This window comes from Pseudomonadota bacterium (assembly GCA_027624715.1).
Classification (GTDB): domain Bacteria; phylum Pseudomonadota; class Gammaproteobacteria; order Burkholderiales; family Eutrophovitaceae; genus Eutrophovita.
Window position 1 is genome coordinate 21939 of the sequence record JAQBTV010000003.1, and the last position, 15801, is coordinate 37739.

At 44.8% G+C, this 15801-nt stretch carries 16 protein-coding genes; 11 read left to right on the forward strand and 5 right to left on the reverse strand.

What is annotated here, in order from left to right; genetic code table 11:
• Positions 1-36: 36 nt before the first annotated feature.
• The 4 genes from O3A65_02925 to O3A65_02940 all read right to left on the reverse strand — a co-directional run bounded on the left by O3A65_02925 (position 37) and on the right by O3A65_02940 (position 3477).
• Complete coding sequence (locus O3A65_02925; GenBank protein MDA1331418.1) at positions 37-834, reverse strand: glutathione binding-like protein; 798 nt, start codon at positions 832-834, stop codon at positions 37-39.
• Positions 835-890: 56 nt separating this feature from the next.
• Positions 891-2042 carry a zinc-binding dehydrogenase gene (locus tag O3A65_02930; GenBank protein ID MDA1331419.1) on the reverse strand — a complete coding sequence of 384 codons (1152 nt, stop codon included), beginning with the start codon at positions 2040-2042 and terminating at the stop codon, positions 891-893.
• Between the two features lie 74 nt (positions 2043-2116).
• A complete protein-coding gene (locus tag O3A65_02935) occupies positions 2117-3133 on the reverse strand; it encodes an MATE family efflux transporter (protein ID MDA1331420.1) in 1017 nt (338 codons plus the stop codon).
• On the reverse strand, positions 3133-3477 hold the full coding sequence (locus O3A65_02940) for a hypothetical protein (protein ID MDA1331421.1): 345 nt from the start codon (positions 3475-3477) through the stop codon (positions 3133-3135). Before O3A65_02940 ends, O3A65_02935 begins: the two co-directional genes overlap by 1 nt.
• 265 nt (positions 3478-3742) lie before the next feature.
• Here O3A65_02940 and O3A65_02945 point away from each other — a divergent pair, with 265 nt between their 5' ends.
• Positions 3743-4822: an NADH:flavin oxidoreductase gene (locus tag O3A65_02945; GenBank protein MDA1331422.1), complete on the forward strand. Its 1080-nt coding sequence runs from the start codon at positions 3743-3745 to the stop codon at positions 4820-4822.
• Positions 4823-4904: 82 nt separating this feature from the next.
• On the opposite strand, the gene O3A65_02950 is transcribed toward O3A65_02945, so the two are convergent.
• Entirely contained in the window at positions 4905-5141 is a 237-nt protein-coding gene (locus tag O3A65_02950; protein MDA1331423.1) for an accessory factor UbiK family protein, read from the reverse strand.
• Between the two features lie 355 nt (positions 5142-5496).
• Here O3A65_02950 and glnK point away from each other — a divergent pair, with 355 nt between their 5' ends.
• The 10 genes from glnK to nudC all read left to right on the forward strand — a co-directional run bounded on the left by glnK (position 5497) and on the right by nudC (position 15763).
• Positions 5497-5835 (forward strand): P-II family nitrogen regulator, encoded by a 339-nt coding sequence (gene glnK / locus O3A65_02955; GenBank protein ID MDA1331424.1) that lies wholly within the window; start codon positions 5497-5499, stop codon positions 5833-5835.
• A 20-nt stretch (positions 5836-5855) separates the two neighbouring features.
• Positions 5856-7148: an ammonium transporter gene (locus O3A65_02960; protein ID MDA1331425.1), complete on the forward strand. Its 1293-nt coding sequence runs from the start codon at positions 5856-5858 to the stop codon at positions 7146-7148.
• Positions 7149-7307: 159 nt separating this feature from the next.
• The gene (gene gshB / locus O3A65_02965) at positions 7308-8261 is read left to right on the forward strand and encodes a glutathione synthase (protein MDA1331426.1); all 954 of its coding nucleotides are present in this window, start codon (positions 7308-7310) and stop codon (positions 8259-8261) included.
• Between the two features lie 13 nt (positions 8262-8274).
• Positions 8275-8664, forward strand: a complete 390-nt coding sequence (locus tag O3A65_02970) for a PTS fructose transporter subunit IIA (GenBank protein MDA1331427.1) — start codon at positions 8275-8277, stop codon at positions 8662-8664.
• 11 nt (positions 8665-8675) lie between these two features.
• Positions 8676-8945 (forward strand): HPr family phosphocarrier protein, encoded by a 270-nt coding sequence (locus tag O3A65_02975; GenBank protein ID MDA1331428.1) that lies wholly within the window; start codon positions 8676-8678, stop codon positions 8943-8945.
• Between the two features lie 57 nt (positions 8946-9002).
• Positions 9003-10733 carry a phosphoenolpyruvate--protein phosphotransferase gene (ptsP, locus tag O3A65_02980; GenBank protein ID MDA1331429.1) on the forward strand — a complete coding sequence of 577 codons (1731 nt, stop codon included), beginning with the start codon at positions 9003-9005 and terminating at the stop codon, positions 10731-10733.
• A gap of 8 nt (positions 10734-10741) precedes the next feature.
• A complete protein-coding gene (gene holA / locus O3A65_02985) occupies positions 10742-11752 on the forward strand; it encodes a DNA polymerase III subunit delta (protein ID MDA1331430.1) in 1011 nt (336 codons plus the stop codon).
• Between the two features lie 52 nt (positions 11753-11804).
• Positions 11805-13061 (forward strand): glutamate-5-semialdehyde dehydrogenase, encoded by a 1257-nt coding sequence (locus O3A65_02990; GenBank protein MDA1331431.1) that lies wholly within the window; start codon positions 11805-11807, stop codon positions 13059-13061.
• A gap of 55 nt (positions 13062-13116) precedes the next feature.
• Positions 13117-14883 carry a dihydrolipoyl dehydrogenase gene (gene lpdA / locus O3A65_02995; protein MDA1331432.1) on the forward strand — a complete coding sequence of 589 codons (1767 nt, stop codon included), beginning with the start codon at positions 13117-13119 and terminating at the stop codon, positions 14881-14883.
• Between the two features lie 31 nt (positions 14884-14914).
• Positions 14915-15763: an NAD(+) diphosphatase gene (gene nudC / locus O3A65_03000; GenBank protein MDA1331433.1), complete on the forward strand. Its 849-nt coding sequence runs from the start codon at positions 14915-14917 to the stop codon at positions 15761-15763.
• The last annotated feature ends 38 nt before the right edge of the window (positions 15764-15801 follow it).

Sequence of the window (15801 nt, forward strand, 5' to 3'; positions counted from 1 at the left end):
AAAAATTATCACTTCGGCTAATTCCTGATGATAAACCTACGGTCTTACCGAGATTTTTTTCAAATACGGCAACACATCTGGCGCAAATGCTTCATGTTGACAAAGCGTACGGAAATGATTCATGGCGAGCGGATAACGCTCATCGATAACAGGGCCAGTAATAGGCTCCAACCCAAGGGTGCGCAGCGTCTCGTCATCACTAGCCCCGCGAAAAAACAAGGCCAGCTCCGAGACTACGCAAATATCAGCAATACTTAGAGAGTCACCCACCAAATATGAACGACTTGGTGATAAGGCACGATCAAGCCCACCCAAATAGGCATGGAGCGCCGTGTCCGCAGATTCATAGATATCCCTATTAAGGTTTCCGTCACGCAACGCTAACAAATATATTTGCGCATCGCGCGCAAATACTAAACTGGCGTCGAGAAAACTATCTATTCGAGAAGCAGAATATGCATCCTCCCCATATAGGGGGCAAGTTGCCGCACCCAGCCTCGCAACTGCGCGCATAATACTGTTGGACTCAAATATACCAACAGAACCATCGGGACTAAAAGCTGTCGGCACAGCCCCAAAAGGATTAGCAACAAGGAAGCTGTCGGTTTTATAAAGCTGCTTACCCCCAAAACCCATACGTGATTGCCGAACAAATGCAGCAATACCCGAGTACTCATCATCAGCAATCTGATGTGCGTCAAAATCCCAGAGCCATTTGGACAGATCATTTGGGTTGGTCCCACGAACATCAATCGTTATCCCACACAATCGTGCTGTAATGGTTGCTTTCCAAATTCTCGGGTTCGGAAGATAAGAAAAAATACGTAGATCCATTTCAGATATTGAGCCTCAGATATCGCCTCGGATTTGAACAGGAAACAGTAAAACGTCTAAGACGAAACACCCTTATTGGGATTAATTAGGTACTTTGCCCCAGTGGATTTTTTACTATAACCCTTGATCGCTTCCAATTGCAGCGCACCAGATAGAGAGATCTCATGAGAGTAGGCACTGGCGAATGTGGTCTTTAATTCCCTCGCAATACGCTGACGTAATCTCTCCTCCTCAATTGAACCAATCTTTGCCAAAAAATTAAAGAGTAACCACCCTCCCATTCCCCAAGAAAATCCGAAATTACGAACTATCTCAGTTCGAGAAGTATCCAAGGAACCGTAGATATAAACCTGCTTATGAGTCGTCGATCCATAACGGCTATATTCTTTAGGCTCTCGATTTAATGCTACCTCCATACAGGTTAAAATTTGACCAGCCAACTTACCACCGCCAATGGGATCAAAGGCGATGGTTGCGTTGGTAGCCGCAATCGCGTCTGCCAGCTCCACCAGAAAATCTAAAGATTCAGTATTACAAACAAACTTCGCGCCTTGCGCTTTCAGCAAATTAACTTGATCCTGTTTTCGCACGATGTTAACTAAAGGGATCCCATCTTTAATGCAGATGCGGTTCAGCATTAATCCTAAGTTAGATGCGGCAGCGGCGTGCACTATTGCCTTGTGGCCCTCACGGTGCATCGTTTCAACCATGCCCAACGCCGTCATGGGATTCACGAAGGAACTCGCACCTTCTGCAGACGTAACATCATCTGGCAGCTGCAAGCAACGCTCAACATTGATACAGCGATATTGTGCATACATAGCACCGCCAAGCATGGCAACTTTTTTACCCAAGAGGTTTTGAGCCGAGGCCGAACTGCCCGCCTTAACAACCACTCCCGCACCCTCATTGCCAACGGGCATCGGTTGACCCAACCTCCCGGCCATGGCCTTTATAGCTTTTTCCGGAACCTGTGCGCGGACAACCTGACTCTCAGCACTGCCTGATGCAACCACAGTAGACATATCAGCAGCGCCAAAGAGTAAGCCCAAGTCAGAGGGGTTAATAGGCGCAGCCTCAATACGCACCAGCACCTCGTCCGCAGCAGGTTCAGGAACCTCGACATGAACTAATGATATTTCGAGTTCACCAATGTCACAAATTAACGATTGTAATTGCAATGCGGTAGATGGAATTAGAGCGGCCATAATATTCCTAACAAATTAATTGAAGAAAATAAAATTTACCTTAAACTAAAAGATAATCAGGTGAAAGTCTATCATCACTGCCAAGCCCGGAATCGCAGGGCTAAAACAACAAACACACCATAAAAGATCATGGCACCAGCAATCAACCATAAAACATCACTTGGTGTCGCAAAGAATCCAAAACCAAACCACAGCAAACCACTCGCTACAATCAGCATCCGTAATAAGGCACCCACTACAGGCCCCACCAGGGTATCCAACCCTTGGCTAGCAAAATACAGGCCCAAACCAGCAGCAAAAAATCCATAAAAAGGCCCTAGAACCTGTAACGTCGCACTGCAATGCGCAACGACTTCCTCGGCACTGCCAAGACCACCACACCACCAATTAGCATTCAATGAGATAGTGAGACCGATCGCGCCAACAATTACAATATTGGCAAGGCTTCCTCGCCATGCTATTTCGATAGCTCTCGTTCTCTGCCCTGCCCCAGCGTGTGCGCCTACAATAGCTATTAAAGCGCTGCCAATACCAAAAATGATGGGCACCATCACCAACTCCAAACGCACAGCCAAACCATAACCAGCAAGCCATTCGACCCCAAACCGCGCGAAAAGTCCGGTTGCGATAAGTGAGTAGACAATAGTTGACGTTGACGCCGTACCTGCGAGCAAGCCGGAGCGCAACAAAGCACCAACGATAGACCAGTCAATTCCATATCCAATGAAACGAATCGGCTGGCCAGGCCAAAGAATTAAAATCAACACCGTCACGATACCAATGCCGTATGCAATTAAGAAGGTATACGCCACCGCACTCATCGTGTCATTTACACCTGCAAATGCCCCCTCACCTGGAATCAGCCAAACGCCCAAAAACGAAAAAACAAAAACAACTGAAGCCGCCGCTAGCGCGGCTCGATTCATCGCTCCAGCACCGCGCAACACCGAGCACAACATGTTGAACAACCAGACTAGCGGCATCCCGAAAAAAACAATTCGCGCATACTCATTAGCCGCCATGAGCACGTCGTCACGAGCTCCTACCCAATAAAAGAATATGGGGCCAAAAGCGGTAACGAGCGCCCCCATCACTGCCCCCCAACTAAGCCAATAAAAATGGCGCTACGTAGAATTGAATGGGCACGCATTAAATCATTTGCGCCTAACGCACGCGCTACCGCACCACTAGTAGCCCCACCAATAGCTCCGGACGAGAGCATCTGCGCCAACATAATCAAAGGGCAAACCGTTGCTGCGGCCGCGAGGGCCACAGTTCCCGCTCGACTAAGAAATATAGCCTCTACAACGATCAATGCCATTTTAAGCATCTGGCCAATAATTCCTGGAACGGCCAAACGCGTCAAAGTCGGCAGTAGAGGCGCACCTACCAATGGAGAACCCACTAATGCCTCATTCTTTCGGTCTTCTTCCATGGTCACAAGTTGCCGTAACGCTTCATATTTACTTTTGCTTAATATTAAGTTTTAATACTGATCGCGAATGATACGATCCAATCAAATACAAATTTAGCATAAAATGATACCGTCCGGTACGAAACGAAAAATCATAGGTTTCGAGCAAACTAATGGTGTTCGCCACAAAACGGGGCAAACCCTAAAAAAACTGCGCTACTTTAGCTGAATAACAATATTTATTTGCGCTCAATAGCTAATAAAAAAAACTAAATGGAAATTATTCATGGCCTCCCTTCTTGACCCTATTCAATTCAAACATGGGCCTAAAATTAAAAATCGTTTTTTTCTTGCGCCGCTCACGAATCAACAAAGTCTTGAAGATGGAACCCTAAGCGACGACGAATATAAGTGGCTCACCATGCGAGCTCAAGGCGGTTTCGGTATGACCATGACCTGCGCATCCCATGTTCAGGAAATTGGAAAAGGATTTCCAGGCCAACTTGGCATATGGTCGGACAGTCACATTGAAGGACTCACTCGTCTTGCTGATGGGATTAAACAAGCAGATAGCATTGCTATCTTACAACTGCATCATGCTGGATTGCGCACATCAAAGGAGATTGTTGGCGACACACCGGTAACCGCCTTCGATCACGCAGAAAGCGGAGCTCGCGGACTCACGACCTCAGAGGTAAAAAAACTTATTGAAGATTTTATAGCAGGTGCCAAGCGAGCTGAAAAAGCTGGTTTTGATGGTGTAGAACTCCACGGTGCACATAGTTATATTTTGTGTAACTTTTTAAGTGCTGCAATTAACCAGCGCGAAGACGAATATGGTGGCTCTTTCGAAAATCGTGGAAGGATTCTATCTGAAATCATTGACGGCATTAAAAGTGCGTGCCACCACGACTTCATACTGGGAGTAAGGCTTAGCGCGGAAAAATTTGGTATGCGAACAGAAGACTCAGTTGGAACCGCTCGAAAATTAATGAATGAGGACGTGATTGATTTCTTAGATATGTCACTTTGGGACATTTTTAAAGAAGCTGAAGACGAGGAGTTTAAAGGACAATCACTGATCAGACTTTTTACGAACCTGGAGCGAAAAAATGTTCAACTCGGAGTTGCGGGCAAAATTCGAACACCACAGGATGCAGAGGCAGCAATGAACGCCGGAGTTGACTGGATCATGTTGGGTCGAGCGGCAATGCTCGAGTACGACTTCCCCAATAAATACGTTACCGACCCCAATTTCAAACCAGTCGAAATGCCCGTGCCAAGTAGTCATTTAACGGCACAAGGCCTATCTAACAAGTTCCAAATTTATGTTCGAGGAAGATGGCCAGAGTTTTTTGCCGACTGAAGAGTCGAGCTAAGAAGCCCTCTATTGCGACCATTTTTAATGCACCAAAAATTGCGTGGTGCCTATTTTTATCCAAAAATAATTAACCACCCGCCTTGTGTAATTCCTCGATACGCTGCTCCAAGGTGCGCAACCTATCTTGTGCTCGCCTTAAAACCTCAACCTGAGCATCAAACTCTTCTCTTGTAACTAAGTTGTGACTTGCGAACCACCCGGAGAGGACGGCGCGTACATTTCTTTGCACATCTTGAATTGGACTATTTTTTACTAAATCATTGATTTTATTTATCAATTCATCTAGTACTTTCTTGTCTATCATCTGGATAACCCTCAATTTAGCTCTAGATCAGTTACTTGATGAAGACAATTGTAAATCCTACGCGGCCATACGTCTTTAAATAACTCCTTGTATTCTCACCTCGGGGAACCCTGCCTAACACCTACTTAAACAACGCACCACAACAGTCAGAATAGCAAAAATATGCACCATATTGGTACTTCTATCCAGACCTTCTCAGCTTCTACCAAAAAAAAATCATATATATCAACATTATATATAATCTGGCACGAAAAATGCTTAAGTTAGTGGGTAAGGGCTGCTTTCCAATGGTTAAAGTGTTGGTTAGCAGTATTTTTAGTCGTCCTTTATGGGCATTTTATTACATGGAGCTACCATGAAATTAATAAGCGCAATCATCAAGCCCTTCAAGCTTGACGACGTCCGCGAAGCACTCTCAGCAATTGGGGTACAAGGGATTACAGTCACGGAAGTTAAGGGTTTCGGCAGGCAAAAAGGGCATACCGAACTTTATCGTGGAGCAGAATATGTCGTTGATTTTCTACCCAAAATTAAGGTCGAAACCGCGATCAGTGATGACATTCTAGACCAAGTCTTAGAAGCCATTGAGAAGTCAGCCAATACCGGAAAAATCGGGGATGGAAAAATCTTCGTATTTGATCTTGAACAAGTAATACGCATACGAACTGGTGAAACCGGTACGGAAGCAATTTAAGCCTAAGAAAGGAAACCACAATGCTTAAGAAACTATTATTTTGGATCGCAGGCTTAGGGCTCACTGCGACTACAGGGCCAAGTTTTGCAGAAGACGCCCTCAGTGCTGGCGACACAAGTTGGATGATTGTGGCAACAGTACTGGTCATCATGATGTCAATACCTGGACTTGCTCTATTTTACGGGGGACTCGTTAGAACTAAAAACATGCTTTCGGTATTGATGCAGGTTTTTGCAATTGTCGCTCTGATGTCAATTTTATGGGCCATCGCAGGCTATAGCCTAGCATTCACAGAAGGTCCGCTTAATAGCATTATTGGCGGTTTCGACAAAGCGTTTTTAGCAGGAATCACGCCTGACACGCTCAGAGGGAGCATTCCAGAATACGTTTTTGTTACCTTCCAACTTACGTTTGCCTGCATCACACCGGCACTGATTGTTGGCGCGTTTGCAGAGCGAATTAAGTTTTCCGCCGTTCTTTGGTTTTCCGCCCTTTGGCTCTTTGTCAGCTACGTCCCCATTTGCCATATAGTATGGGGTGGTGGATACCTCGGATCTAAAGGGGCTCTTGATTTTGCTGGTGGTACCGTCGTTCACATTAACGCTGCCATTGCTGGCTTGGTTATTTGCTTGGTGCTTGGTAAGCGTTTAGGGTACGGGAAAGAGGCTATGCCTCCACATAATCTACCTTTCACCATGATCGGAGCCGCGCTGCTATGGGTTGGTTGGTTTGGATTCAATGTTGGTAGTGAATTAGCTGCAGACGGCACAGCAGGCTTGGTTCTCCTTAACACACAACTATGTGCATCGGCATCAGTACTAGGATGGCTGTTCATTGAATGGATCACCAGAGGTAAGCCGACCATGTTGGGTGGGGCTTCAGGCGCGGTTGCTGGGCTCGTTGCAATTACGCCAGCGTGCGCATTCGTTGGGCCAATGGGGGCAATTGTACTAGGACTCATCACCGGCTTCGTTTGTTTCTTTGCTTGCACTAAGATCAAGTCTGCATTCGGTTATGACGATTCACTAGACGTCTTCGGCGTGCATGGTATTGGCGGCATCATTGGCGCTATTGGCACAGGAATCTTATGCGCACCCGGTTTTGGCGGAGTCGGCTACGGGGAAGGAGTCACCATGGCCTCTCAGGTAGCTGTTCAAGTCGAAGGTGTCGCAATCACAATCCTTTGGAGTGGTATTGCCAGCTTTGTCCTCATTAAGATCGTCGACGTTATCGTCGGCATCCGACCTACCGAGGAAGAAGAGCGCAACGGTTTAGATGCAAGCTCGCACGGGGAAGCCGCTTATCACAATTAAATTCGTATAAAGTTTCACTCCCCTTTATGGGCGCCTTCATGGCGCCCTTTTTTATGTAAACCATAAAGTATATGTCTCGAACGGTCTGTTAGAATCTAATTCGATGAACGTGATAACACTATACAAATAATCATTTCAAATGAAAGCCTTAGACATCCAGTGAATTTACTTTTCGTACTTGATCCATTAGGGACGCTCAAAATTGCGAAAGACACCTCTTACGTAATGATGAGGGAGGCTCAGTATCGTGGACATCAAATATGGGTGACAACGCAACACGGTATTCAGAACGCGGCAGGAAGGATAATAGTCCGAGCGCAGCAGTTACTACTGACTGAAACACGTGATGCTTGGTATGAAGTCGTTACGTCACAAGATCTATTAGCCTCTAATATTGATGCCGTCCTCATGCGAAAGGATCCGCCATTCGACATGGAGTACATTTACTCTACATATTTGCTCGAGAGTCTTGAACAAGAGGGCTGTCTGGTATTTAATCGCCCGCGAAGCATTAGAGACTTCAACGAAAAACTCTCAATTACAAAATATCCGCAATTCATATCACCCACTTTGGTGACTGCGGATGTCGCTGTGATAAACAATTTTATTGCGGAACAAAACGAAGTCGTATTGAAACCCCTTGATGGGATGGGTGGATCGTCTGTGTTTCGCTCGAGACCTCAAGACCCAAATTTAGCGGTAATTATCGAGACACTTACCCAGCTGGGGCAGCGGACAATTATGGTCCAAAAATTTATTCCTGAAATCAGCGATGGGGATAAAAGAGTCTTGCTCATAAACGGAGATCCCGTGCCACATTCTCTAGCACGGATACCGCAAGGGTCAGATCATCGCGGGAATCTCGCAGTAGGTGGCCGCGGTGTGGCAATGCCTCTCACAGACCGAGAAAGGGAAATAGCAACTGTAATGGGTCAGAAATTATCAGCCCAAGGGTTGTTGCTGGTCGGACTAGATATTATTGGCGGCTATCTTACTGAGATCAATGTCACTAGCCCAACCGGTATGCGTGAAATACAAGATCAGACAGGTTGCGACGTCCCGGGAATGTTCATCGACGCATTAGAAAACCATATTGCGGCAAAAGTTCGATAGAAAGATACAAAGCATGGTCGGTATTATATTAATCACACATGGATCTCTTGGGCGTAGTCTTATTGACTGTGCCCAATACGTCATAGGGTACCCCTTAAAAAATATAGCCGCAGTTAGCATTGATGTAGACGATTCGATCGAGAGCATATACAAAAAAGCTATAGAAAAAATCTCAAAAATAGACGATGGCGCGGGGGTTCTCGTACTCACCGACATGTACGGCGGGAGCCCGAGCAATATCACCAAAAAGCTGCTACAAAAAAATAACATTTACGGCATCTCAGGTGTAAACCTTCCAATGCTGATTCGCGTACTGACCTACCGTGAAAAAGATTTGAAAACCCTCGTTAGCAAAGCAATCACTGGCGGCAACGAGGGAGTCATGCAGATACCATTGATATAATAAGGGCACACATGCTAAGCGAAAAAATAGAGATTCTTAATCGGCTGGGACTACATGCTAGAGCTTCAGCAAAGCTGACACAGCTCGCGAGCGAATATCAATCAGAAATTTGGCTCAATCGCGATGGAAAACGCGTCAACGCCAAAAGCATTATGGGCGTGATGATGTTAGCAGCAGCAAAAGGGGTATTCCTTGATTTAGAGGTCCATGGTTCTGACGAGGAAGAAGCCATTGCCGCCATCAAAAATCTAGTCTCAAATTTGTTCGGTGAAGGGCAATAAATTGAAAAAATATAGCATCCACAAGCATTCAGCTAACATAAAAAAGAGAGGCGATTAGTGAGTTTTACGATGCATGGTGCCGGTATCTCAGGCGGCATTGCTATCGGGCGGGCGCAACTTGCGTCCCATGCTCTTTTAGAGGTCGCGCATTACAACATTCCACAAAATAAAATAAAAAGTGAAAAAACACGTTTTGATCATGCCATTAAAAGTGTTAGCAAAGGGCTTAAAGATTTGAGAAAAAAAATGACCTCGGATATCCCTGAGGCAGAGTTTGAAGTTTTTCTCAATTTACATAGAATGATTCTTGATGACTCAACCGTCTCAGAAGCACCGAAAAACATCATCGAATCGATGCGTTGTAACGCAGAATGGGCCCTTAAAGTACAACTCGATAATTTACTTGAACAATTCTCCAAGATTGATGACACTTATCTGCGCCAAAGAGAAGCGGATGTGCGTCAAGTTGCAGAAAGAATACTAAAGGCTTTACTCGGTCTTCCGGGAGACGCGCCGACACATAATGCCGATGAAAATACCATAATTGTTGCCCACGATTTATCACCCACTGATGTAGTACTTTTCAAGCAACATAAATTTTCTGGTTTCATTACTGACTTGGGTGGCGCCACATCTCATACGACAATTGTTGCCAGAAGCCTAAACATACCATCTGTGGTCGCGTTGCATCAAGCTAGGGCTCTAATTAGAGAAAACGAAATAATCATCGTTGATGGGACAGCCGGCCTTATCATCGTTGATCCTGATGAGGTAGTACTTGCAGAATATGAAGTTCTACAAAAACAATGGTTATTCGAGCAACAAAAACTTAAACGACTTCGACGTAACCGAGCAACTACAATCGATGGCGCTGATATTGAGCTCAATGCAAACATAGAACTGCCTGAAGATGTCGCATCCGCAAAGGAAAATGGTGCGACTGGTGTCGGTTTATTTAGAACAGAGTTCTTATTCTTGAACCGCGGCGACCTTCCATCAGAAGACGAACAATTTGAGGCTTATAGACAAGTTGTTCGCAACATGAAAAGTTCTTGCATCACAATTAGAACATTTGACTTAGGGTCTGACAAACAACCTGAAGGATATACACGCGTCGCCCCTAATCCAGCGCTGGGACAACGCGGCATTAGACTCTGCTTAGCAGAACCACAATTATTTCTCTTTCAATTAAGGGCGATACTCAGAGCATCTAAATACGGGAAAATTCGAATATTGATCCCTATGCTATCAAATGTTCATGAGATCAATCAAACGTTACATCTTATTGCACAAGCAAAAGAATCCCTAGATATTGACGGCATCGCATATGACCGAAAAGTAGAGATCGGGGGAATGATTGAAGTACCGGCGGCCGCACTGTCAATCAAGACATTTCTTAAAAAACTCGACTTCATATCGATCGGCACTAACGACTTAATTCAATATACGCTCGCCATAGACCGCACTGATGACGCCGTAGCTCATCTCTATGACCCTATGCATCCAGCAATACTGCAGTTGCTATCACACATCATTTCAACCGCGAATCAAGTGAAAAAATCAGTGTCTGTTTGCGGCGAAATCGCCGGAGACCCTTCGATTACAAGATTACTATTAGGGATGGGCTTGCGTACATTCTCAATGCACCCCGCTCACCTACTGGCTGTCAAACAAAAAATACTTACTTCTGACTTAAGAGAGGCGACAGCAATCACAAAAAAAATCTTGCGAAGTCAACATACTGACCGTATTGGGCATCTAGTTCGCAAACTAAATGCAACAGGTTAATCGGTTTAATGCAAATTGAACTGACTGACTTGCGCAAGCATCTTAAGAGCGGCTTAAGCACGCTATATATTGTGTATGGCGATGAGATACTACTAAATCTAGAAGCGACTGACTTAATTCGAAGAACGGCAAAATCCAAAGGTTTTGAAGATCGCGCCGTCCTTATAGCTGACAATCATTTTGATTGGTCTAAATTAAAAGAGCAGTCTCAATCAGTCTCATTATTTTCATCAAACAAAATTATTGATTTACGCATTCCCTCAGGAAAACCGGGGAAATTGGGAAGCGATACACTTCAATCCTACGTGAAACATCTGCCCGAAAACACGATCACGCTAATCACTTTGCCGGCACTCGATCGAAATGTTCGCTCATCTAAATGGTTCTCTGAAGTAGGGAATTCAGGCGTGTCAGTTGAGGCCAAAAAAGTCTATAGAGAACAACTTCCTCGCTGGATCGGACATCGTCTAATGCTTCAAAACCAAACAACAGAACAGAACGCGCTACAACTGATCGCGGAGCGCGTCGAAGGTAATCTTATCTCCGCTCATCAGGAAATACTAAAATTAGGATTATTATTGCCTGAGGGGCATCTTTCAACAGACGATGTCAGGAATGCCGTTGTAGACGTCGCTCAATTTGATCCTTTCGACCTAGGCCCAGCAATCCTCAATGGAGATAAAGCACTTTTAATCAGAATCCTACGCGGCCTGGAAAAAGAAGGTTTAGCTCCGCCGCTAGTATTATGGGTCATCGCAGAAGAAGCTAAAATTTTACTTCGTGTCAAGACAGCATTAACGCAAGGTCTAGACATGCGCTCAGCGTGCGCTGATGCGGGGGCGTGGGGGCTGAGGCAAAAGCTGATTCCAAACATAGTTCATAAGCTTACGCATGAGACCCTGCGGGACGCGGTTATTCTAGCTTCAGAGATAGATAAACAAATTAAAGGGTTGCAGCCCGGCAGCTCGTGGATCAATTTTTTAGAGCTTGGACTTTCAATCATACCGTCTAGGATTTAATGAGAAGTTTCATTTGCCTGTAAAATGCTGGGGTAAAACTAAATATTTGGTTATGAACGCAAGCCACCACATGATCACCTTAGGCGAAACGGCTCGAAAAGCGAGCAAAATAATCGCCTCAACAGACACGCAGACCAAAGACGCTGCGCTCATTGCTATTGCAGGCGAGCTGATCGCAAAGAAGTCAGAGATTCTTGCAGCAAACCAAATAGATGTTCAGGAAGCGACTCAAAGGGGTCACACCGATGCCTTTATTGATCGCCTAACCCTATCGAACGTAACCATAGAGAATATGGCCGAAGGCCTCATTCAAATCTCAAAGCTACCTGACCCCATTGGTGAGATTAGTAACATCCAACCAAGGCCCTCTGGAATAAAAGTGGGAAAAATGCGGGTACCTATTGGAGTCGTTGGCATTATTTACGAGTCGAGACCTAATGTTACAGCTGATGCAGCAGGACTATGCTTAAAATCTGGGAATGCGGTCATCCTTAGAGGCGGCTCCGAATCCATTCACTCCAATCAAGCGATTGGAAAATGCATATCGGCAGGATTAAATGCAGTCGGCCTTCCCCAAGGCATAGTTCAAGTTGTAGAAACAACAGATCGGGATGCGGTGGGTCAACTCATCACCATGAAGGATCACATAGACGTTATTATCCCCAGAGGAGGGAAAGGGCTCATTGAACGCATTGCCCAAGAAGCCCGGGTACCAGTCATTAAGCATCTTGACGGAGTGTGTCACGTCTATGTCGATAAGGACGCCGACCTGGGAAAAGCCTTAAAAATTGCGGATAACGCTAAAACTCAGCGTTATGGGACTTGCAATACGATGGAGACCTTATTAGTTCACGAAAGCATAGCGAAAAGATTTCTTCCACAAATCGGAGACATACTATCCAAAAAGGGTGTGGAAATTCGTGGTGACGAAATGAGTCAGCACTTGATACCCAATGCGATAGCTGCAACAGATTCAGATTGGTATGAAGAGTACTTAGCTCCTATTTTATCCGTAAGGGTTGTCGCAAACCTTGAACAAGCGATTGAACACATAAGCACCTACGGATCTCAACATACAGATTCCATAGTCACAGAAAATGAATTGAACGCAATGCGCTTTATTCGCGAGGTTGATTCAAGCTCAGTGATGATTAATGCATCGACACGTTTTGCCGATGGTTTTGAATATGGCCTCGGTGCTGAAATTGGCATCTCAACAAACAAATTACACGCTCGCGGACCCGTTGGACTAGAGGGGCTAACCAACTTGAAGTGGGTTGTTTTTGGAAATGGAGAGATACGTACTTAAGAATACGTTTCCATTCGCTTATTCTTAAACTGGAACATAAAAACCAAAAAAAACTATGATAAAAATTAAAGTTAGTGTCCCAGATGTTGGAGACTTCAAAAATATTCCTATTATTGAAGTGCTTGTAAAACCAGGAGATCAAGTCCAAGAAGAAGACCCGCTGATTACTCTTGAGTCGGATAAAGCGACCATGGATGTCCCCTCTCCCATAAGCGGCACTGTCGAAGAGGTACACGTCCAAATTAACGACAAGGTATCGGAAGGGCAACTGATCGTTAGTATTAGCCCTAGAGCAAATGAGCAAGACGCGCCACAATCATCAATAACGAGTAGTCAACCGCCCACTACCGGCAAGACTTTCGCAAATTCGTCAACAATAACCGAGACAGCGGGTGCAAATGCTAAAAGTGATTTACATGCCGAGGTCGTTGTACTCGGATCTGGTCCAGGTGGATATACAGCCGCTTTTAGAGCGGCCGACCTTGGTAAAAAAGTTATCTTAATCGAACAATACAAAACACTAGGTGGAGTATGCCTCAATGTTGGATGCATCCCATCTAAAGCGTTATTACACGCAGCAAAAGTAATTTCAGAATCTAAAGAAATAGGTGAATGCGGCATTTCGTTTAGCAGGCCAGAAATCGATCTGGAGAAGCTTCGAGGCTGGAAAAATGGCGTCATCAGCAAACTGACGAAGGGTCTAACTGGACTTGCCAAACAACGTAACGTTGAAACTATCGAAGGACGTGGTCAATTCACTGGGCCAAACATGATTGAAATCCAAACCGCTAATGGGCTCAAACGAATCAGCTTTGATGCTGCAATCATTGCCGTAGGCTCACAAGTAACGAAAATTCCAGGGATTCCATACGATGATCCTCGAGTCATGGACTCCACAGATGCACTTATGTTAGAGAGTATACCCAAATCCATGCTTGTAATTGGCGGGGGAATTATTGGGCTAGAAATGGCGACGGTATACCAAGCTCTTGGAACAAAGATCACTGTGGTTGAACTCGCCGATAGCTTAATCCCAGGGGCTGATAAGGATATTGTCCGTCCACTTCACAAAAGACTACAAAACCAATACGAAGGAATACACCTAAAAACTAAAGTTACCGCGCTGACTGCCGATAAATTTGGATTGAAGGCTGAATTTGAAGGTGATGATGCGCCTAAAACAAACTCTTATGAAAAAGTATTGGTCGCCGTGGGTAGAAGGCCTAACGGGAAGCTTATCGGGGCAGAGACAGCTGGAATACACATTGATAACTCTGGATTCATTCCAGTCAATAAACAGATGCAAACAAATATCCCGCATATCTATGCTATCGGAGATATTGTGGGTAATCCTATGCTCGCGCACAAAGCGAGCCACGAAGGAAAGCTCGCCGCGGAAATCATTGCTGGGTTAAAGGGGTCTTTTGACGCCAAAACTATTCCATCTGTCGCCTACACTGATCCGGAAATTGCCTGGATGGGGATAACAGAGACCCAAGCAAAGTCTGAAGGCATTGAATTTGAAAAAGCCTCGTTTCCTTGGGCTGCAAGTGGTCGAGCGCTCGCTACTGGGCGCGACGAAGGCATAACCAAATTATTGTTTGATAAAAATACCAAAAGACTTATTGGTGCTGCGATTGTAGGAACAAACGCAGGCGAGCTAATTGGAGAAACGGTATTAGCATTAGAGATGGGTGCAGACGCAAAAGATATTGGTCTAACCATCCATCCACATCCAACGCTTTCTGAAAGTATCTTTTTTGCAGCAGAAATAGCAGAAGGATCTATTACTGACCTTTACATACCTAAGAAAAAATCATAGGTATGCTCAAAATTAACGAGATATTATATTCATGATTTTCAGTACGCCAACAAATTTCACGCCTGGCACTAAAGGTACCAAACCTTCGCACAGCAAAGCGTTTTGGTTTCTTTTTAAAAAAAATGAACTGTTAGTTGTTAGAAAAAATACTGGGGAAGGTGTGGATATACCCTACATGTCAAATCCGAATAATATCGGCATTAGCATTGAAGCCATTCAATTTATTGGACAATATGAGGGTCAACCTTGCTATACGGCTGAAGTCAGGGAAACAACTGAAACATCAGACACATTATTTTGGTCAGGACTCCGGGCTCTATTTAGTCAAATAAATGACGAATTATTCTCCATATCGGGAAGAGCTTTTCAAATAACCAACTGGTACCAAAGCCATAAACATTGTGGTCGCTGCGGAACGAAAAATGACCTTAAAGACGGTGAGCGATGCTTGGTCTGCCCCTCTTGCGAGCAGCTTCATTATCCTCGAGTTGCACCTGCTATGATGGTGATGATTGAAAAAGATAAAGAATTTTTATTAGCCCGGTCTCCCAATTTCCTACCTGGTATGTACTCCGCACTAGCCGGATTTGCAGAGCCAGGGGAGACATTAGAGGAAACTCTACATCGAGAAGTATATGAAGAAGTCGGTATTCGAGTTAGCAATTTGCGATATTTTGCGAGCCAACCTTGGCCTTTCCCACACTCACTGATGATTGCGTTCCACGCTGATTTTGAGTCGGGGGAAATTAATATTGACCCCAACGAAATAGAAGATGCCCAGTGGTTTAATATCAACAAGTTGCCAGAACGACTTCCCAGCCCTATTAGTATCTCTCGGAAACTTATTGATGCGACATTGGATAAGTTAAGAAATATGTAATTTAAAGAACTCTCCAGAGACTACTCATAAAGTTGCGT